This is a genomic window from Kitasatospora purpeofusca, assembly GCF_042691725.1.
In the GTDB taxonomy this organism is placed as follows: domain Bacteria; phylum Actinomycetota; class Actinomycetes; order Streptomycetales; family Streptomycetaceae; genus Kitasatospora; species Kitasatospora purpeofusca_B.
The window spans coordinates 3,781,620-3,799,525 of sequence record NZ_CP170483.1; the positions used below are offsets into that span (position 1 = coordinate 3,781,620).

Annotated in this window: 17 protein-coding genes; 12 read left to right on the forward strand and 5 right to left on the reverse strand. The window is 75.4% G+C overall.

Annotated elements, in window-relative coordinates; translation table 11 throughout:
• Positions 1-17: 17 nt before the first annotated feature.
• Together ACFCLZ_RS15855 and ACFCLZ_RS15860 are read right to left on the reverse strand one after the other, a co-directional pair.
• Positions 18-1,934, reverse strand: coding sequence for a DUF3492 domain-containing protein (locus tag ACFCLZ_RS15855; RefSeq protein WP_380285536.1), 1,917 nt, complete (start codon positions 1,932-1,934; stop codon positions 18-20).
• 440 nt (positions 1,935-2,374) lie between these two features.
• A complete protein-coding gene (locus tag ACFCLZ_RS15860) occupies positions 2,375-3,304 on the reverse strand; it encodes an alpha/beta fold hydrolase (RefSeq protein WP_380285537.1) in 930 nt (309 codons plus the stop codon).
• A 233-nt stretch (positions 3,305-3,537) separates the two neighbouring features.
• Between ACFCLZ_RS15860 and ACFCLZ_RS15865 the strand changes: the two genes are divergently transcribed.
• The 3 genes from ACFCLZ_RS15865 to ACFCLZ_RS15875 all read left to right on the forward strand — a co-directional run bounded on the left by ACFCLZ_RS15865 (position 3,538) and on the right by ACFCLZ_RS15875 (position 5,062).
• Complete coding sequence (locus tag ACFCLZ_RS15865; protein WP_380285538.1) at positions 3,538-4,200, forward strand: TetR/AcrR family transcriptional regulator; 663 nt, start codon at positions 3,538-3,540, stop codon at positions 4,198-4,200.
• A gap of 132 nt (positions 4,201-4,332) precedes the next feature.
• A complete protein-coding gene (locus ACFCLZ_RS15870; RefSeq protein WP_380285539.1) occupies positions 4,333-4,560 on the forward strand; it encodes a DUF3107 domain-containing protein in 228 nt (75 codons plus the stop codon).
• Positions 4,561-4,732: 172 nt separating this feature from the next.
• Positions 4,733-5,062: a hypothetical protein gene (locus tag ACFCLZ_RS15875; protein ID WP_380285540.1), complete on the forward strand. Its 330-nt coding sequence runs from the start codon at positions 4,733-4,735 to the stop codon at positions 5,060-5,062.
• A 23-nt stretch (positions 5,063-5,085) separates the two neighbouring features.
• Here the strand turns inward: ACFCLZ_RS15875 and ACFCLZ_RS15880 are convergent, their stop codons facing one another.
• Positions 5,086-5,817: a ferritin-like fold-containing protein gene (locus ACFCLZ_RS15880; RefSeq protein ID WP_380285541.1), complete on the reverse strand. Its 732-nt coding sequence runs from the start codon at positions 5,815-5,817 to the stop codon at positions 5,086-5,088.
• Between the two features lie 437 nt (positions 5,818-6,254).
• Between ACFCLZ_RS15880 and ACFCLZ_RS15885 the strand changes: the two genes are divergently transcribed.
• From ACFCLZ_RS15885 to ACFCLZ_RS15905, 5 genes are all read left to right on the forward strand, one after another.
• Positions 6,255-8,222 carry a DEAD/DEAH box helicase gene (locus tag ACFCLZ_RS15885; RefSeq protein WP_380285542.1) on the forward strand — a complete coding sequence of 656 codons (1,968 nt, stop codon included), beginning with the start codon at positions 6,255-6,257 and terminating at the stop codon, positions 8,220-8,222.
• Between the two features lie 133 nt (positions 8,223-8,355).
• Entirely contained in the window at positions 8,356-9,252 is an 897-nt protein-coding gene (locus ACFCLZ_RS15890; RefSeq protein WP_380285543.1) for an alpha/beta fold hydrolase, read from the forward strand.
• 371 nt (positions 9,253-9,623) lie between these two features.
• Positions 9,624-9,770 carry a hypothetical protein gene (locus tag ACFCLZ_RS15895; RefSeq protein WP_350563393.1) on the forward strand — a complete coding sequence of 49 codons (147 nt, stop codon included), beginning with the start codon at positions 9,624-9,626 and terminating at the stop codon, positions 9,768-9,770.
• Positions 9,771-10,144: 374 nt separating this feature from the next.
• Positions 10,145-10,783, forward strand: coding sequence for a DUF6758 family protein (locus ACFCLZ_RS15900; RefSeq protein WP_380285544.1), 639 nt, complete (start codon positions 10,145-10,147; stop codon positions 10,781-10,783).
• Positions 10,784-10,881: 98 nt separating this feature from the next.
• The gene (locus tag ACFCLZ_RS15905; protein ID WP_380285545.1) at positions 10,882-11,742 is read left to right on the forward strand and encodes a PHP domain-containing protein; all 861 of its coding nucleotides are present in this window, start codon (positions 10,882-10,884) and stop codon (positions 11,740-11,742) included.
• Positions 11,743-11,772: 30 nt separating this feature from the next.
• On the opposite strand, the gene ACFCLZ_RS15910 is transcribed toward ACFCLZ_RS15905, so the two are convergent.
• A complete protein-coding gene (locus ACFCLZ_RS15910) occupies positions 11,773-12,414 on the reverse strand; it encodes a suppressor of fused domain protein (RefSeq protein WP_380285546.1) in 642 nt (213 codons plus the stop codon).
• 497 nt (positions 12,415-12,911) lie between these two features.
• Here ACFCLZ_RS15910 and corA point away from each other — a divergent pair, with 497 nt between their 5' ends.
• Positions 12,912-14,036, forward strand: coding sequence for a magnesium/cobalt transporter CorA (corA, locus tag ACFCLZ_RS15915; protein WP_380285547.1), 1,125 nt, complete (start codon positions 12,912-12,914; stop codon positions 14,034-14,036).
• 38 nt (positions 14,037-14,074) lie between these two features.
• Here the strand turns inward: corA and ACFCLZ_RS15920 are convergent, their stop codons facing one another.
• A complete protein-coding gene (locus ACFCLZ_RS15920) occupies positions 14,075-15,019 on the reverse strand; it encodes a DMT family transporter (protein WP_380285548.1) in 945 nt (314 codons plus the stop codon).
• Between the two features lie 151 nt (positions 15,020-15,170).
• On the opposite strand from ACFCLZ_RS15920, the gene ACFCLZ_RS15925 reads away from it, so the two are divergent.
• From ACFCLZ_RS15925 to ACFCLZ_RS15935, 3 genes are all read left to right on the forward strand, one after another.
• A complete protein-coding gene (locus ACFCLZ_RS15925) occupies positions 15,171-15,731 on the forward strand; it encodes a hypothetical protein (RefSeq protein ID WP_380285549.1) in 561 nt (186 codons plus the stop codon).
• Between the two features lie 182 nt (positions 15,732-15,913).
• On the forward strand, positions 15,914-17,233 hold the full coding sequence (locus tag ACFCLZ_RS15930; RefSeq protein ID WP_380285550.1) for a magnesium transporter MgtE N-terminal domain-containing protein: 1,320 nt from the start codon (positions 15,914-15,916) through the stop codon (positions 17,231-17,233).
• A gap of 49 nt (positions 17,234-17,282) precedes the next feature.
• Positions 17,283-17,861, forward strand: a complete 579-nt coding sequence (locus ACFCLZ_RS15935; protein WP_380286185.1) for a DUF1003 domain-containing protein — start codon at positions 17,283-17,285, stop codon at positions 17,859-17,861.
• Positions 17,862-17,906 lie beyond the last annotated feature (45 nt).

A 17,906-nucleotide genomic window follows, 5' to 3' on the forward strand; every position in this document is an offset into this window, starting at 1 on the left:
ACCCCCGCCCCCCGCCATCAGACCGCCTCCGCGAACGCCCCGGCCCGCACGGCCGCGACACCTCCGTCGGCGGATCCGTTCAAGGCCCCCTCGCCCCCGGAGCGCCCGCCCGTACCGTAGCCGCCCCCGGCACGGCCCGCCTGCGGCGTCCCGGCCGTCTCCGGCGGCGGCTCGCACTCGGCCCGGTCCCCGGCGGGCACCACCTCGGCGCCCGCCGCCCGGGTGGACCCCGCCGGCCCCCTTCGCCCCGGGTCGTCGACCGCGCCCGCGCCCGCACCCGCTCCCACCGCGCCCACCGGCCCTGCGCCGCCGCACGGACCGCCGCCCTCCGCACCCGCCGGGCAGGCGTCCACCGGCAGCCGGGCGCCGGACGGGCCCACGGCCGGGCCGGAGCCGGCGCCCGCCGGGGCGGGCGTCCGCGGGGACGGAGCGGGGCGGCGGCGGTCGGTGAGCCAGTACTCGGCGGGGCGGGCGAAGGGGCGCGGGCGCGGGCCGGGGGCGGCGGTCGGGAAGGCCGGCCAGTGCGAGACGAGTTCCAGGTAGATCTCCCGGAAGGCCCCGATCACCGGCTCGACGGCGAAGCGTTCCTGCGCCCGCAGGCGGCCGGCCAGTCCGAGGCGGGCCCGCCGCTCCTCGTCGCGCAGCAGGGCGAGGCAGGCCCCGGCCAGGGCCTGCGGGTCGCGGGGCGGCACCAGCAGCCCGGTCGGGCCGACCACCTCGCGGACCACCCCGACGTCGGTGGCGACCACCGCGCGGCCGCTCAGCATCGCCTCGGCGAGCAGCCGGGGGCGGTGCTGGGAGAGCGCGGAGAAGACGACGACGGTGCCGTCCGCCCAGGCGTCGGCGGCCGGGCGGGGCCGGGCGGCGAACTCGACCGCCCCGGCCACCCCGAGCCCTTCGGCGACGGCCGCGCAGTGCGCCCGCTGGCCGGGGACGGCCTCCTCGCCGTGGACGAGCAGCCGCGCGTCGGGCAGCTCTGCGCGGACCCGGGCGAAGGCGTGCAGGGCGAGCCCGGGGTCGCGGCCCGGCTCCAGCGAACCGGCCCAGACCAGGGTGGGCGCGGCCGGTTCGGGACCGGCCGCGGGACGGCCGACCGCCGGGGTGCCCTCGTACACCACCCGGGTGCGCGCCGGATCGGCCCCGCAGCGCAGCTGCCACCGCTGGTCGTGGGCGCTGCCCGGGGTGAGTATCGCGGCCTGCCAGTAGGTCTCCTCGGTGAGCGCCCGGAAGAAGGCGAGCAGCAGGGCCCGCACCGGCCACCGGTACGGGCCCTCGCGGTGGCCGAGGTACTGCTCGCGCAGGTGCAGCGTGTGCTCGGTGACCACGAACGGGACGCCGTGCAGCCGCTTGGCGACCAGCGCGGGCAGGGCGGCCGGACCGCCGCCGACCACGTGGCAGAGGTCGGCGGCGCCCAGGTCGCCCGGGGCGGTGCCGTACCAGGGGGCGGAGAGCGGGCGCAGGCACTGTTCGAGGAGGTCGGCGGCGGCCAGGACGTCGCGGACCAGGGGCTGTCCGGCGGAGGTGTCGGCGCCGGGCGAGCGCCAGACCCGCTCCAGGACGAGCCGGGCGTGGACCGAGACCAGGAAGGCGGGCAGATCGCGGCCCGTACGGGCGAGGTCGGCGAGCCGGTACAGGCCGGGGCCGAAGGCGGCGCGCTCGCCGGGGCGCAGCAGGGCGCGGAGGAGCTGCTCGTAGGCGGCGGCGTACTGGCGGCGGCGCGGCGCGCCGGGTGCGCGGCCGGCCGGGCGGCGGCCCCCGAGGGCGAGTTCCCGGACGCCGGGCCGGGGCTCGGCGGTCGCCGGGCCGGCCGCCGCGGTGAGGACGTACCGGGTGAAGTCGTGCTCGGGCAGGCCGTCCACCAGCCGGTCGCACCAGCCGCCGGTGCCACGCGGGGCGTGCGGGCGCACACCCTCGGTGAGCAGTGCAACGCGCACGGGGGACCTCCAGAGCAGAGCGGATCGGCGGATGGCGGGGCGGACCTGGCGGGCTGAGCGGACTGATCGGGCGGATCGGGCTGAGCGGGCGACGCGTCCGGCGCGTGCTCCGCGGGGCGGCCCGGGGCGGGGGGAAGGCGGTCCGCGGTGAGGCACCGCGACCGGGCCGGCGGCCGTCACCGGCGCCGGCGTCCCCCCGTACGGCCGCCCTCCGGGTTCTCCGGCGGCCGCGACTCCCCCACACCTGTTCGGTCCGACAGCAGAAAGGTAGGTCCGGCCCGGGGCAATCCATCGGTCACATGCCTGGCTGCCACCTGAACGAGTGAACCGGAGTGACCTCGTCCCGATCATCGCGTTAACGGCGTCCGATCACGGGGTGTCCGTCGCACCCCGCCGTCGCACCCCGCCGCCCGCACCCCGCCGTGGCGCGGCGCGGGCGGTCAGGCCCGCCGGAGCAGTTCGCGCACCGCGCGGGCGACGGCGTCGGGGTGCTCCATCATGGCGACGTGCCCGGAGTCCGGCAGCACCAGCAGCCGGGAGTCCGCGAAGGCCGCGCAGGCCCGGCGGGCGGAGCGGTAGGAGACCAGCTTGTCGCGCAGCCCGTACACCAGCAGGACCGGGGCCTTCACCCGGGCGGCCTGCCGCCAGAGCGCCTGGTCGCCGCGCTCGGTGTAGGCGGAGACGATCCCGCGCGCCGAGCCGGCCAGCGCCCGCATCGCGTAGGGCAGCTCGATGCGCCGCCGGTACTGGGCGAGGGCCTCGGCGCGGGAGGCCGCGGAGAGGCGGTCCGGGTCGCCGTAGACCAGCCGGAGCAGTTCGTCGGTGGCCTGCTCGGGTCCGCGCCGGCCGGCCGGCAGCCGGCGCAGCAGCGCGGGCAGGCCGGGGACGGCGAGCAGCCCGGTGGACCAGGCGGTGCGCTGCGGGGGCAGTTCGGGCAGGGCGGGCGAGACGAGGGTGAGGCTGCGGACGAGGTCGGGGCGCAGGGCGGCGAGCCGCACGGCGACGGCGCCGCCGAGCGAGTTGCCGAAGAGGTGGACGGGGCCGCGGCCGGTGGCCTCCAGGTAGCCGATGACGGCGCGCACGTGCCCGGAGAGGCCGAGGTTGCCGTCGGCGGGCGGGGCGGAGTCGCCGAAGCCGGGGAGGTCGACGGCCTCGCCGTCGAGCTGTCCGGCGAGCCGGGCCATCAGCTCGGTCCAGTTGGCGGCGCAGCCGCCGAGCCCGTGCACGAACAGCGCCGGCTCCCGTCCGCCGCCCGGGGCGGGGTCCCCGGCGGTCCGGTGCACGGCCAGGGCCGCGCCGGGCACCTCGACGGTGCGCAGCGGAGCCAGGGCGGCCGGTTCCGGGAGTATCTGCTGATCAGCGCTGTCCATGGGGGACGATGGTAGTGAGCCGGTGCCGCCGCGGCCCACGGGCCGCCCGGTGCCGCGGGGTTCCCCATTGCCTCGTGCTCGGCACTGCCGACGGCCGTGGTGGGCGCCGTATTGTGGGCTCCTGACAAGGGGGATCGCCACTTTTCTCGCGCCTGGCAAGCGCGAACGCGGTTACCCGAAAGTAGAATCGGTCATCTTGCCGACCCCGTACGACCCGTGAAGTGAGGAGCGCCGTGACGGCCATCCAGGAGGCGCAGGAGCGCCCGCGCGGTGCCCGCCTGCCGCGAAGCGCCCGCCGTGAACAACTGCTCGGTGCCGCCCAGGAGGTGTTCGTCGCGCAGGGTTACCACGCGGCCGCCATGGACGACATCGCCGACCGCGCCGGGGTGAGCAAGCCGGTCCTGTACCAGCACTTCCCCGGGAAGCTGGAGCTCTACCTGGCGCTGCTGGACAAGCACTGCGACGCCCTGGTCGACTCGACCCGCCAGGCGCTGGAGACGACCACCGACAACAAGCTGCGGGTGGCCGCGACGATGGAGGCGTACTTCAACTACGTCTCCAGCGAGTCGGGCGCCTTCCGGCTGGTCTTCGAGTCGGACCTGACCAACGAGCCGGCCGTGCGCGAGCGGGTCGAGCGGGCCGCCGAGGCCAGTGCGACCCTGGTCAGCAAGGTGATCCAGGAGGACACCGACCTGCCGGAGGCGGAGTCCAAGCTGCTGGCCGCGGGTGTCTGCGGCCTGGCCCAGATCACCGCCCGGTACTGGCTGTCGCAGGGCCTGGAGATCCCCCGCGACGAGGCGGTCCGGCTGGTCGCCAGCCTGGCCTGGCGCGGCCTGAAGGGCTTCCCGATGCACCCGAACACCGAGGGCCCGGAGGGCTCCGCGGCGGACCAGTGATCCACGGACCTTCGCCTCGGCGCCGATCCGGTGCTCTATGGTGAAGCCGTACGGCGCGGTCGCCGGGCCCGCTTGTCCCAGGCGGTGCGGCGCCGCGCGTGGATGGCTGCAAACCCGGAGGGACGGAAGCCCGTGGAGGTCAAGATCGGCGTGCAGAACGCGCCTCGCGAGATCGTGATCGAGAGCTCGCAGACTGCCGATGAGGTCCAGAGCGCGGTCGCGAAGGCGCTGGAGGGCACCGAGAAGCTCTTCTCCCTGAGCGACGAGCACGGCCGACGCATCATCGTCCCGGCCGACCGCCTGGCGTACGTGGAGATCGGCGAGCCGGCCGCGCGCAAGGTCGGCTTCGGCACGCTCTGAGCCACGGGCCTCGCCCGGTGCCCCGTTCCCTCGGCCGAGGGAACGGGGCACTGTCGTTCCCGGGGCGGGCGCCCGGTGCGGGCGGGGCCTGGTGTACGGGCGCGGTGGCCGGGGTACGGCGACAGTACGCCCGGCCTCGCGCCGGACGCCCGTCCCCGGGGAGGCATCCTTGTTGGTCGAGACGTTCGCCTTCGCCCTCGTCGGCGTGGTCGTCGGCGCCGCCGCGCTGCTGTCGTGGCCCGCGTACTTCCCGGCCGGGCGGTCCATGACGCTGGGCACCGCCCTCGGCTCGGCGCTGCTCGCCGGGGTGGTCGCGCACTTCGCCCTGGACGGCCGGTACCCGGCGGTGAGCATCGCCGTCTCGGCGGTCGCCTCGGCCCTGCTCACCTCGGTGCTGGCCCGGCCCGACCTGGCCGCCGGACGGGCACCGGCGCACCGTCACCGCCCGCACCGGGCAGGTGCGCACCGGGCGGGCGCGCACCGGCGCCACCGGCACGCCTGAGCCGCCCGGGCGGGCCGAGGGGGTCAGGACGCCAGGCCGAGCGCCGCCATCCGACGGGTGTGCGCCTCGGTGATCCGGTTGAACATCTTGCCGACCTCGACCAGGTCGAAGCCCTGCACCTGGACGCCGCCGACCAGCAGGTTGGAGAGCGCGTCCCGCTCGGCGACCACCCGCTGCGCCTGGCTGAGCGCCTCGCCCATCAGCCGCCGGCCCCACAGGGCGAGCCGGCCGCCGGCCCGCGGGTCGGCCTCGATGGCCTGGCGGACCTTGTCGACGGCGAACTGCGCGTGGCCGGTGTCGGACATGACGCCGAGGACGAGCTCGCGGGTGTCGTCGTCGAGCCGGACGGCCACCTCGCGGTAGAAGTCGGTCGCGATGGCGTCACCGACATAGGCCTTGACCAGGCCCTCCAGCCAGTCCGAGGGCGCCGTCATCCGGTGGAAGAGCTCCAGCGGCTCGACGAACGGCCGCATCGCCTCCTGCGGGTCGGCGCCGGTCTCGGCGAGCCGGTCGTGCAGCCGCTGGTAGTGCTGGAACTCGGCGCAGGCCATCCGGGCCAGCGCCGCCTTGTCGGCCAGGTCGGGCGCGAGCTTGGCGTCCTCGGCGAGCCGCTCGAAGGCGCTCAGCTCGCCGTACGCGAGGGCGCCGAGCAGGTCCAGTACGGCGGCCCGGTAGCCCGGATCGGCCGAGCAGGCCGCCCAGTCGCCGATCGAGCCGGCCGCCACGTCGTCCTGCGTCTCACCACGGTTCTCCATGACCCGCCACCTTAGTCCCGGTCCGTCCCGGGTCACCTCTTCCACCGCTCCGACCTGCGATGTCGTCCGCGTCACGTGTTCGAGTCGTCGGGTGACTGTATGGTGGTACGGAGGCCCGTCGTGCTCGCACGGTGTCACCGCCGTCTCGGTGTGCCGGGCAAGCCCGCTCCGCAGCGGCTCCGTCCCCCACGGACGCGCCGTACCGGAAGCCGGGTACTCAACGTACGCGGATGCCCGGTCGGAGAGCCGATCGGCTCCGACCAGGGTTTGGACTTCAAGCCTTGGCACCGCATGTGGCCGAGCGAGGGCCGCCGAGACCGCGCCAGTCGGCGCAGGTCCCGCGCAGGTCCCTCACGGGAATCCTCCCCGACGCCGCCGGCGACGCGCCCCCTTGACCGGGCCGCGCGCACCGGCCGGCCGCAGGGACCGGCGCGGTTGTGCGTCCGCGCAGCTGTATTCGGGGCCCTCCGGGCCCGTACGCAGCCGCGCGGCTGCCCGCCCGCCGCTCGCTCTCGGCCCCTCCACACGGAAGAGGCAGCACCCTGTCCACCACCGCTGAACCCACGAAGACCACCTTCCGGGACCTGGGAATCCTCCCGGAGACCGCCGAGGCCCTCGAAGCCGTCGGCATCGTCCACCCCTTCCCGATCCAGGAGATGACCCTGCCGGTCGCGCTGACCGGCCACGACGTCATCGGCCAGGCCAAGACCGGCACCGGCAAGACCCTCGGCTTCGGCCTCCCGCTGATCGAGCGGGTCGTCGTGCGGGCCGACGTCGACGCCGGGCGCGCGCGGGAGGAACAGCTCACCGACTGCCCGCAGGCGCTGATCGTCGTACCGACCCGCGAGCTGTGCACCCAGGTCACCAACGACCTGCAGACCGCCGGCAAGGTCCGCGACGTGCGCGTGCTCGCCGTCTACGGCGGCCGCGCCTACGAGCCGCAGGTCGAGGCGCTGAAGAAGGGCGTCGACATCGTCGTCGGCACCCCCGGCCGACTGCTCGACCTGGCCGGCCAGAAGAAGCTGAACCTCTCCGAGGTCCGCTCGCTGGTCCTGGACGAGGCCGACGAGATGCTCGACCTCGGCTTCCTGCCGGACGTCGAGAAGATCATCACCATGCTGCCGGCCAAGCGGCAGACCCTGCTGTTCTCGGCGACCATGCCGGGCCAGGTCATCAGCCTCGCCCGCCGGTACATGAGCCAGCCGACGCACATCCGCGCCGCCGCCCCGGACGACACCGGCACCACCGTCGCCAACATCGAGCAGCACATCTTCCGTGCGCACTCGCTGGACAAGGTGGAGATGGTCTCGCGCATCCTGCAGGCCGACGGCCGCGGGCTGGCGATGATCTTCTGCCGCACCAAGCGGACCGCCGCCGACGTCGCCGACCAGCTCACCCAGCGCGGCTTCGCGGCCGGCGCGGTGCACGGCGACCTCGGGCAGGGCGCCCGCGAGCAGGCGCTGCGGGCGTTCCGCAACGGCAAGGTCGACGTGCTGGTCTGCACCGACGTCGCGGCCCGCGGCATCGACGTCGAGGGCGTCACGCACGTGATCAACTACCAGTGCACGGACGACGAGAAGACCTACCTGCACCGGATCGGCCGCACCGGCCGGGCCGGCGCCTCGGGCACCGCCGTCACGCTGGTCGACTGGGACGACATCCCGCGCTGGCAGCTGATCAACAAGGCGCTGGACCTGCCGTTCAACGAGCCGGAGGAGACCTACTCCACCTCGCCGCACCTGTACGAGCTGCTGAAGATCGCGCCGGGGACCAAGGGCATCCTGCCGCGCTCGGAGCGGACCCGGGCCGGGCTCGGCGCGGAGGAGGTCGAGGACCTCGGCGAGACCGGCGGGCGCGGTTCGCGCTCCGCCGTGCGCGGGCGCGGCGGGCGGAGCGGCCCCGGCCGCACCGGTGCCGCCGAGCCGGCCCCGGCCGAGGAGAAGCCGTCCCGCAAGACCCGTGAGCGCCGGCGCACCCGCCGGGGCTCGGCGGTCGACGGGGCCGTGGACGTCGTCGACGGGGCGCCCGACGCTCCCGTCGCGCCGCAGGCTCCGGCCGCCCCCGCCGTCGAGGGCGCCGAGGGCGAGGCGCCGCGCCGCCGCCGTCGCCGCTCGCGCGCCGCGGCACCGGGCGAGGGCACGGCCGCCGAGGCCGTCGCCACCGCCGTCGAGGAGGCCGTCGTCGTCGAGTCGGCCGCCGCCGAGGCCCCGGCCGCCGAGAAGCCCAAGCGCACCCGGACCCGCTCGCGGGCGAAGGCCGAGGCTCCGGCCGAGGCCGAGGCCGCGACCAGCGCCCCCGCCGAGGCCGAGGCCGCCACGGAGGCGCCGGCCGCCGAGAAGCCGAAGCGCACCCGCACCCGCACCCGCCGCCCGGCGGCCGCCCCCGAGGCGACCCCGGAGAGCTGACCCGCGTTCCCCGAAGGGGCGGCCCGGACACCCCGGGCCGCCCCTCCGTCGTTCCCGGGCAGCCTCCATGGTCGGACACGCCCTAGGCTCGGCGTCACCCGCCAGTTCGCGCCGGTCGCCGGAGGTCCGTTCGATGAGCACGCCGCCCTTCCTCACCCTCCCGCCCGGTGCGCGTGCGCTGCGGGTGGTGACGGCCCGCGGGGAGTTCGCGGCGCTGCGGGCCGAGCCCGCCGGGGCGGTGCGCGGCTCGGCGCTGCTGGTGCCCGGGTTCACCGGCAGCAAGGAGGACTTCATCGCGCTGCTGGAGCCGCTCGCCGCGGCCGGCTACCGGGTGACCGCCGTCGACCAGCGCGGGCAGTACCAGACGGGCGGGCCGGACGACCCGGCCGCCTACACGGTGGCCGCGCTGGGCGCGGACGTACGGGCGCTCACCGCCGTGCTCCTGGCCGAGGCCGGCACCGGGCCGCTGCACCTGCTGGGCCACTCCTTCGGCGGCCACGTGGTCCGCGAGGCCGTCCTGGCGGAGGCGGCCGGGGCCGCGGACGGCGCGCCGCTGCCGTGGGCCTCGCTGGCGCTGATGTCCACCGGCCCCGGGGCGATCGACCCGGCCGAGGCGGAGCGGACCCGGCTGCTGATCGGCGTCCTGCCGACGATGGGCCTGGAGGAGATCTGGCAGGTGATGCAGCAGTTGGAGGAGGGCGGCGGGGACCGCGCCCGCCGGCCGTCCCCCGAGGTGGCCGGGTTCCTGCACCGCCGCTGGCTGGCGAACGTGCCGCAGTCGCTGATCACCACCGGCGGCCACCTGGTCGCCGCGCCGGACCGGGTGGCCGAGCTGGCCCCGGTGGTCGCCGCCGGTCTGCCCGCCCTGGTGCTCTCGGGCGTGCGGGACTACGCGTGGCCGGTGCCGGAGCAGACCGCGATGGCGCGGCGGCTGGGCGCCCGCCGGGTGGTGGTGGAGGGCGCCGGGCACTCCCCGAACGCCGAGCAGCCGGCCGCCACCGCCGAGGCCCTGCTGGCCCACTGGGGCTGACTCCCGGGTCCCCCGGGGCCGACACCGGGGCCCCACCTGGACGGTTTCCGGAGGTCCCTGGTACAAGGGGGGCGACAAAATTCGTTAGTTGCGGTAATATTTGATTCGGTCCTGGAAACATCGTCGACAGTGCCGTCGGCGTCCCGTCGACGCGATCCATCCGAAACCAGGACTTCACGGACGGGCAACGACCCGGTAGCAGCGCCACCGCAGTGTGGTTCACGAGGGACCACGCGCCTTGGGCGAGCAGGGGGGAGCCCTCTTTGCCGCGACAGCGGTCGGTCGACGAACCGACCCGACGGACCCCGAAAAGGCTGATTCCGACTCAGCCACGACCGCCCCGCCCGGCGGGGCCAGGAAAGGACAGGCCCATGCGCTTCGAGATCCTCCGACTGGACGACGCCCACGGCACCGCCACCGACCGCCTGATCGCCGACGCCGAGACCGTCCGCGAGCTCGTCCAGGCCGCCGCCCGCACCGGCGAACGCCTGCTCATCCGTCCGTGCCCGACCGTCTGACCGGGCGCGGCACCCGGGAGCCCGAGCACTCCCCCGCCGCCGACGAACCCGGCCCGTCCGACCCGGACGTCCCGATACCCGACTGACGCCCCGTCATCGCAGCAGCGACCACGGGGCGTCAGTGCGTCCGGGCCCGAACGGTGCCCGCCACGCCGGCCTCGAACAGCGCGTCGAACGCCACCGGGACGGCGCACCCCGGCGCACGCCGCCGACGTTTGCCGCCGCCCGCCGCTGGACATTTCCCAACGGGAGCCGCCCGCACCGCGCCCATCGCGCGCCTCGCGGGCGCCCGCTGCCGACAGGTGCCGCCGCGCCGCCCCCGTACGGGTGATCGTCCTTGACGCGGCGGTCCGGAGGGAGGAGCGTTGACGGCTATGAGGGGCGAGCCCAGCTGCCCGAGGTGCGCCGGTCGGGTCCGCGCCCCCGGCCTGTTCTCAGACACGTGGCAGTGCGACCGGCACGGCGCCGTGCACCCGATGCAACCGGTGCTGCCCCCGAGCGTGGAGGCACTCGGCGTCGCCGTCGCCCGCTCGCAGGTCCCCGTCTGGATGCCCTGGCCGCTGCCGGTCGGCTGGCTGTACACCGGGATCGCGCACGTCGGCGACGACCTCTCCGGGGCCCGGGCCACCGCCGTCGCCTGCTCCGGGCCGGCCCCGCTGGGCGGTTTCGGCGAACTGGTGCTGGTCGCCGAGGAGTTGGGCGTGGGGCTCGGCGCCCGGTACGCGGGGATGGCCGGCCCGGACCCGGGCGAGTCGGTGACGCTCTACAAGCCCGCCGACGCCAAACTGCTGGCGGCCGGCCGGCCGACGCCGATGTTCCACGTACCGCAGGCCCCGGCGGACCGGGCGGTGTTCGTCGGCGAGGCGCGCGGCCTGTGGCTCTGGGCGGTGGCCTGGCCGGAGCAGTCGGCCCTGGTGATGTACGACGAGCTGGTGCTGACCGACCTGCGGGAGGCCGGCGCGGAGCTGGACCTGCTGCCCTGCGGGGCCCTCTCGCCCCGGCTGCTCGGCTGAGCGACCCTCGACCCCACCGCACTATCCTGGGCGTCACCCGCCGGCAGGCCGTGCCGGCGCCGGCGCCGCCCCGCGCCGACCCCCGAGGAGCAGCAACCGTGCGCATCGACCTCCACGCCCACAGCAACGCCTCCGACGGCACGGACAGCCCGGCCGAACTGGTCGCGGCGGCCGTCGGGGCCGGGCTGGACGTGGTGGCGCTGACCGACCACGACACGGTGGCGGGCCACACCGAGGCGGCCGACGCGGTGCACGCGCTGCCGGCCGGCACCCGGCTGACGCTCGTCCCCGGCGCGGAGCTGTCCTGCGTGGTGGACGGCATCTCGATGCACCTGCTCGCCTACCTCTTCGACCCGGCCGAGCCCGCCTTCGCGGCGGAGCGCGAACTGGTGCGCACCGACCGGTTCCGGCGCGGGCGGGCGATCGTCGAGCGCTGCCGCGAACTGGGCGCGGACATCAGCTGGGAGCAGGTGCGACGGATCGCCGGGGAAGGTTCGGTGGGCCGTCCGCACATCGCCAGCGCGCTGGTGGAGGCGGGCGTGGTGGCCTCGGTGTCGGACGCGTTCACGGCAAACTGGCTGGCCAACGGCGGGCGGGCGGACGTCCGCAAGCACGAGACCGACCCGGTGACGGCGGTCCGGCTGGTCCGGGCGGCCGGCGGGGTGCCGGTCTTCGCCCACCCCGGGGCGGTCAAGCGCGGACGGACCGTCTCCGACCGGGTCATCGCCGACCTCGCGGCGGCCGGGCTGGCCGGGCTGGAGGTCGACCACATCGACCACGACGAGCCCACCCGGGAGCACCTGCGGGGCCTGGCCGCCGAGTTGGGGCTGCTGACCACCGGCTCCAGCGACTACCACGGCGCCCGCAAGACCGTCCGCCTCGGCGAGTTCACCACCGGCCCGGCGGTCTACGAGGCGCTCGTGGACCAGGCCACCGGTGCCAAGCCGATCGGCGGCTGAGCGCTCCGCCCGGGGCCCTGTGACGCCGGGTCAGTCCAGCCGCACGCCCAGGCGCTCCGGGTCGCGCAGGTCGGTGCCGTGCTGGAGCCAGCGCTCCTGCAGGGCCGCCGCGCCGTGCACCCGCTTCCAGCCCGCCTCGTTGGGCGTCATCGGCAGCAGCGGCAGGAAGCGGACCGGGTCGGCCGGCGCGTCCAGCTCCAGGTCCTCCACCAGCCCGCCGGGTTCGGCCGCCAGGACGGAGGTGAACGGCGCGCCCTCCCAGAGCGGGGCGCCGAGGTCCAGCGAGCCGCCGGGGGCCACCACCAGGCCCTCCACCTGGGGCGTCGCGGCGAAGGTGGCCAGCGGACGGAGCACGCCGTCGCGCCCGCCGCGGATCGTCAGGACCAGTTCGGCGCGCGGGCCGCGAACCTGGTCGACGACCGCCGCGGTCGGGTCGGCCATCGGCGCCGCCGCCATCCCGAGGGTCGCGTAGCGGACCAGGCCCTCGGCATCGGGACCGAAGCGCAGCACCTCGACGCGGTCGGCGCCGAGGAAGGTGACGGCGGCGCGGCCGCTCGGCTCGCCGAAGACGGTGAGCAGCCGGGCCTCGACGGCGGCCAGCACCGCCGTGCGGGAGGGGCCGTGCGGGCTGCCGCCGGAGGGATCGCCGAAGAGCGGGAAGTCGTGGGCCATACCGGTGAGCGTAACCCGCGCACCGCGGGCTGTTGGCAAGGCCTTTACGCGAACGCGGGCGCGGCAAAGGCGGTCCGGATGTTAGTGTGAGCGACTGGCTACCGGGGATCCCACTCCCGCGGGGCAGCGGCGCGAAGGAGGTGGTTGCGGTGGATACCAGCCGACCATGCAGTACCGGCAGCTCTACCCGGCCCGGACGCCTTCCCCGTACCCCTCGACGCGCGGGCTGAAACAGCGGGCCTGAGAAGCCTCGGCAGTTGCCGGGCCTCCTCCCCAGCACCGCGGACCCCAGCCTCCCCGTGCCGACGCGCGCGGCGGAACTCCGGTCCGGCCGGGAGAGCACCCCACCGACGTCCGGCCGTTCCGTTCCCCCGTGCCCCGGCAAGGCACCCAGGGGCGGCCGCAGGCGCCGGAGTCCATCGGTGTTCCTCCGTCGTCGCACCGCGGCCGCCGCTCGTCGCGCCGTCGTGCGGCGGTTCCTGCCCAAGGAGCCTGCCATGTCGATGATCAACAGCCTGCGTGCGGCCGTCCGCACCAACCGCCGCCGGTCCGCCGCGGCCCTGTTCGACTCCATCCACCCGGGCCAGAGTCCGTCGGCGGTGGTGGACTGCGCGGTCTACCAGCACGGGAAGCGGCACGGCGAGACGTGCAGCCCGCGCGAGGCGGCCCGGCTGGTCAAGGCCTCGAAGCAACTGCCGGACGGCGAAGGATCGTTCAGCTGGATCGGGCTGCACGAGCCGACCGAGGCGGAGTTCGAGGGCATCGCGCAGCGGTTCGGACTGCACCCGCTGGCGGTCGAGGACGCGGTGCACGCGCACCAGCGGCCGAAGGTCGAGCGGTACGACGACGTGCTGTTCGCCGTCTTCAAGACGATCCGGTACCTCGAGCACGACCAGCTCACCCCGACCAGCGAGGTGGTCGAGACCGGCGAGCTGATGGTGTTCGCCGGGCGGGACTTCGTCATCACCGTGCGGCACGGCGGGCACAGTTCGCTGAACGAGCTGCGGCACCGGCTGGAGGCCGACGCGGACGGCTCCGGGCTGCTCGCCAAGGGCCCCTCGGCGGTGCTGCACGCGATCGCCGACCACGTGGTGGACAACTACCTGCTGGTCGCGGACCAGTTGCAGACCGACGTGGACGAGATCGAGTTCGAGGTCTTCTCCAACCGGGGCGGCCGGGGCGCGGACGTCGGGCGGGTGTACCAGCTCAAGCGCGAGGTGCTGGAGTTCAAGCGCGCGGTGGCGCCGCTGCTGCGGCCGATGCAGCAGCTGTCGGAGCCGCTGCAGCGGCTGGTCGACCCGGAGATCCAGAAGTACTTCCGGGACGTCGCCGACCACCTGGCCCGGGTCACCGAGCAGGTGCACGGCTTCGACGAGCTGCTCAACTCGCTGCTCCAGGCCAACCTGGCACAGGTGTCGGTGGCCCAGAACGAGGACATGCGCAAGATCACCGCCTGGGCGGCGATCTTCGCCGTGCCGACCATGATCACCGGCGTGTACGGGATGAACTTCGAGTACATGCCGGAGCTGCAGTACAAGTACGGCTACCCGGTGGTGCTCGGCAGCGTGGTGCTGATCTGCCTCGGCATGTACCGGGGCTTTCGCCGCAACGGCTGGCTGTAGCGGGCGTCCGGGTTGTCCGGGGTGTCCGAGGTGTCCGGCTACCGCCGGTCGGCGCGGGCGACCAGGACCAGGCCGGCCAGGATCAGCACCACCGCCGGACAGGCGGCGACCGGGGGCCACTGGCCCAGCCAGAGCGCCGCGATCAGCGCGGCACCCGGGGTCTCCAGCAGGATCGCGGTCGAGGTGACCGAGGGCCCGAGAGTGCGCAGAACCCGGTTGCTGAGCGAGTGGCCGAGCAGCTGGGCGGTGACCATCAGCAGCACGATCTGCCACCAGGCCCCGGCGGACCAGCCGGACAGCGGCGTCCCGGCCACCAGGCAGACCGCCAGCAGCACGACCGCCGTGGTGGCGTAGCAGACGAGCGTGTACGCGGTGGTGCTGACGGTGCGCCGGACCTCGGCGCCGAGCAGCATGTACCCGGCGGCGGCGAGCCCGGCGCCGAGCGCGAGGGCGTCGCCGGCCAGGGCGCGCGGCGAGAGCGAGAGGTCGACCCCGGTGAGCACCAGGACCCCGGCGAAGGCGACACCCGTGCCGAGCCACACCATCCGGGGCGCCCGCACCCCGAGCAGCCGCATCAGCACGATGGTCCACAGCGGGGTGGTGGTGACCAGGGCGGTCGCCGAGGCCACCGAGGTCATCCGCAGGCTGGGCATCCAGAGCGCGAAGTGGACGGCGAGCAGGGCTCCGGCCGCCATGGCGAGCAGCAGCGCGCGGCGCGAGACGGCGCGCAGTTCGGCCCGGTGGCGCAGCAGCGCGTAGGGGCCGAGCACACCGATCGACATGAGGTTGCGCCAGAAGGCGATGGCCAGGGCGGGTGCGGCGGTGGCGCTGATCAGCGGGGCGGAGAGCGAGATGCCGGCGACGGAGACGGCGAGCAGCAGCAGGTCCGCCCTGGGGAGCGGGCGCGCGGGGCCGGCGGGCGCGGCGGCGGGTGCGGGGGCGGGGACCGCGGTGGCGGCGGTCTCGGGCCGGGCGGCGGGCACGGCGCTCCTCGGGTCGGCGGGTCCGGGCTGGACCGGGCTGGGCCGGGGCCGGACTGGGCGGCTCCTACGGTAAGGCCCGTGCGCCGTCCACGGAACTGTCGCCCGAACCGTGGACCGTCACCCGGGCGGCGCAGGCCGTACGCTGTGCGCCATGGACCGTACGCCCGCCGCAGCCGCGACCGCCGACGACTTCCTCGACCGGGCCCTGTTGGAGGAGGCCGCGAAGAAGTCCGGGCTGCTCTGGGTCCGGGCGGACGGCCAGGAGCACGCGCGGGCGCTCTGGCACGCCTGGCACGACGGCGCCGTGGTGGTGGTCGGCGACGGCGCCGAGCAGCCGCTGCACGGGCTGGCCGGCGGGTCGGGCGCGACGGTGACCGTCCGCAGCAAGGACAAGGGCGGCCGGCTGACCGGCTGGCCGGCCCGGGTGGTCGAGCTGGCGCCGGGCGGCGAGGCCTGGCTGGGCGCCGTCGAGGAGCTGAAGGGCAAGCGGCTGAACGCGCCCGACACCGACACCATCGCCGACCGCTGGGCCCGCGAGTGCCGGGTGCTGCGACTGGAGCCGGCCGGCACGGCGGGCGCCGAACTCGCCGAGCGGCCCGGCGCGATGCCGGAGGACTCGCACGTCGCGGCCCCGATGCCCACCCCGGCCACCACCCGCCGCCCGATCCCGGCCGGTCTGCCGAAGCTGCTGCTCAAGCGTCGCAAGGGCTGACACCCCGCCACACCGCCCCGGCCCCCCGTCCCGCCCCCTCCCCTCCCTTTCCCCCTGCCCCCCGCCGCCCGATTCGCCCGGCTTTCGCCGAGCCCGGTCGGAGATGCCCGAGTAGCCTGGGCCGCGGGGCGTGCCCGCGCACCCGACCAGGCGTCGAGCGAGGCGAGGGAGTCCAGAAGTCCATGGCAGGGCCAGGCAACCGGGTCTTCATCTCGCACCTGTCCGGCATCGCCGTCTTCGACCCGAACGGCGACCAGGTCGGCCGGGTCCGGGACGTCGTGGTGACCCTGCGGGTCGGCGGCCGCCCGCCCCGGGTGCTCGGCCTGGTGGTGGAGGTGGTCGGCCGGCGCCGGATCTTCCTGCCGATGACCAGGGTGACCAGTCTGGAGTCCGGCCAGGTGATCACCACCGGGGTGATCAACATGCGCCGCTTCGAGCAGCGCCCCGCCGAGACGCTCGTCCTCGCCGAACTCCTGGACCGCACCGTCACCTGGGCCAAGACCGGCCAGGACGTCACCGTCCTGGACGTCGCGATGACCCAGACCCGGCTGCGCGAGTGGGAGATCGGCAAGGTCTTCGTCCAGGTCGGCCGGGTCGGCCGGCTGCGCAAGGCGCGCGGCGAGACGCTCACCCTGGACTGGCAGGACGTCACCGGCTTCACGCTGCCCGAGGAGAACCAGGGCGCCGCCAACCTGCTCGCCACCTTCGACCAGCTGCGCGCCGCCGACCTCGCCAGCGTCATGCACCACCTGTCCGCCAAGCGCCGCGCCGAGGTCGCCGCCGCGCTCGACGACGAACGGCTCGCCGACGTCCTGGAGGAGCTGCCCGAGGACGACCAGGTCGAGATCATCGGCAAGCTGAAGGACGAACGGGCCGCCGACGTCCTGGAGGCGATGGACCCGGACGACGCCGCCGACCTGCTCTCCGAGCTGCCCGACGACGAGGCCGAGCGGCTGCTCCAGCTGATGGAGCCGGACGAGGCCGAGCCGGTGCGCCGGCTGCTGACCTACGAGGAGAACACCGCCGGCGGTCTGATGACCACCGAGCCGATCGTGCTGGAGCCGGACGCCTCCGTGGCCGAGGCGCTGGCCCGGGTGCGGGTCTCCGACCACAAGCCGGCGCTGGCCGCGCAGGTCTTCGTCTGCCGCCCGCCGAACGAGACCCCGACCGGCAAGTACCTGGGCACCGTGCACTTCCAGCGGCTGCTGCGCGAGCCCCCGTACACGCTGGTCGGCTCGCTGGTCGACGACGACCTCGACCCGCTGCCGCCGGACACCCCGCTCTCGCTGATCACCAGCTACCTGGCGACGTACAACATGGTCGCCGCACCGGTCGTCGACGACGCGGACCACCTGGTCGGCGCGGTCACCGTGGACGACGTGCTCGACCACCTGCTGCCGGAGGACTGGCGGGAGGCCGCGCTGCACGGCGGCCACGACGGCGCCGACGGCCGCGACGGGACCGACAGCCCCGACGAGAGAGAGGTGACCGGTGGACGCTGACCGCAAGGGCCGGCGGGACGAGTCCCCGCGCCAGCGGCTCCAGGGCGAACTGCGCCAACTGCGCCAGCTGCGCGAGCTGCGCGCCCGCGAGGGCGGCGCCCGGGACCGCCGCAGCGAGCCCGCCGCCGGCGGCCCGTCCCCCCGCACCCGGCTCGACCAGCCGCGCACCGCCCGCCCCGGGCTGATCACCCTGCCGTCCTACGACCCGGAGGCCTTCGGCAAGCTCTCCGAGCGGATCGCCCGCTTCCTGGGCACCGGCCGGTTCATCGTCTGGATGACGGTGGTGATCATCCTCTGGGTCGCCTGGAACACCCTGCTGCCCGACACCGCCCGGTTCGACGACTACCCCTTCATCTTCCTGACCCTGGTGCTCTCGCTCCAGGCCTCCTACGCGGCGCCGCTGATCCTGCTGGCGCAGAACCGGCAGGACAACCGGGACCGGGTCAACATGGAGCAGGACCGGGCCCGCAGCGACCGCAACATCGCCGACACCGAGTACCTCACCCGCGAGGTCGCGGCGCTGCGCCAGGGCCTCGGCGAGGTCGCCACCCGCGACTTCGTCCGCTCCGAACTCCAGTCGCTGCTGAGGGAGATCGACGAGCGCCGGGAGGCCCCCGAGGTGCTGTGACCTGCGGCACCGTACCGACCGGTTATGCACCCCGCGCGGCGCCGT

Excerpts from the sequence above, each read along its gene's own strand:
- ACFCLZ_RS15930 (WP_380285550.1), top strand. The coding sequence starts at position 15,914 with ATGGCAGGGCCAGGCAACCGGGTCTTCATCTCGCACCTGTCCGGCATC.
- ACFCLZ_RS15895 (WP_350563393.1), top strand. The coding sequence starts at position 9,624 with ATGCGCTTCGAGATCCTCCGACTGGACGACGCCCACGGCACCGCCACC.
- ACFCLZ_RS15910 (WP_380285546.1), bottom strand. The coding sequence starts at position 12,414 with ATGGCCCACGACTTCCCGCTCTTCGGCGATCCCTCCGGCGGCAGCCCG.
- ACFCLZ_RS15880 (WP_380285541.1), bottom strand. The coding sequence starts at position 5,817 with ATGGAGAACCGTGGTGAGACGCAGGACGACGTGGCGGCCGGCTCGATC.
- ACFCLZ_RS15900 (WP_380285544.1), top strand. The coding sequence starts at position 10,145 with ATGAGGGGCGAGCCCAGCTGCCCGAGGTGCGCCGGTCGGGTCCGCGCC.
- corA (WP_380285547.1), top strand. The coding sequence starts at position 12,912 with ATGTCGATGATCAACAGCCTGCGTGCGGCCGTCCGCACCAACCGCCGC.
- ACFCLZ_RS15925 (WP_380285549.1), top strand. The coding sequence starts at position 15,171 with ATGGACCGTACGCCCGCCGCAGCCGCGACCGCCGACGACTTCCTCGAC.
- ACFCLZ_RS15890 (WP_380285543.1), top strand. The coding sequence starts at position 8,356 with ATGAGCACGCCGCCCTTCCTCACCCTCCCGCCCGGTGCGCGTGCGCTG.
- ACFCLZ_RS15860 (WP_380285537.1), bottom strand. The coding sequence starts at position 3,304 with ATGGACAGCGCTGATCAGCAGATACTCCCGGAACCGGCCGCCCTGGCT.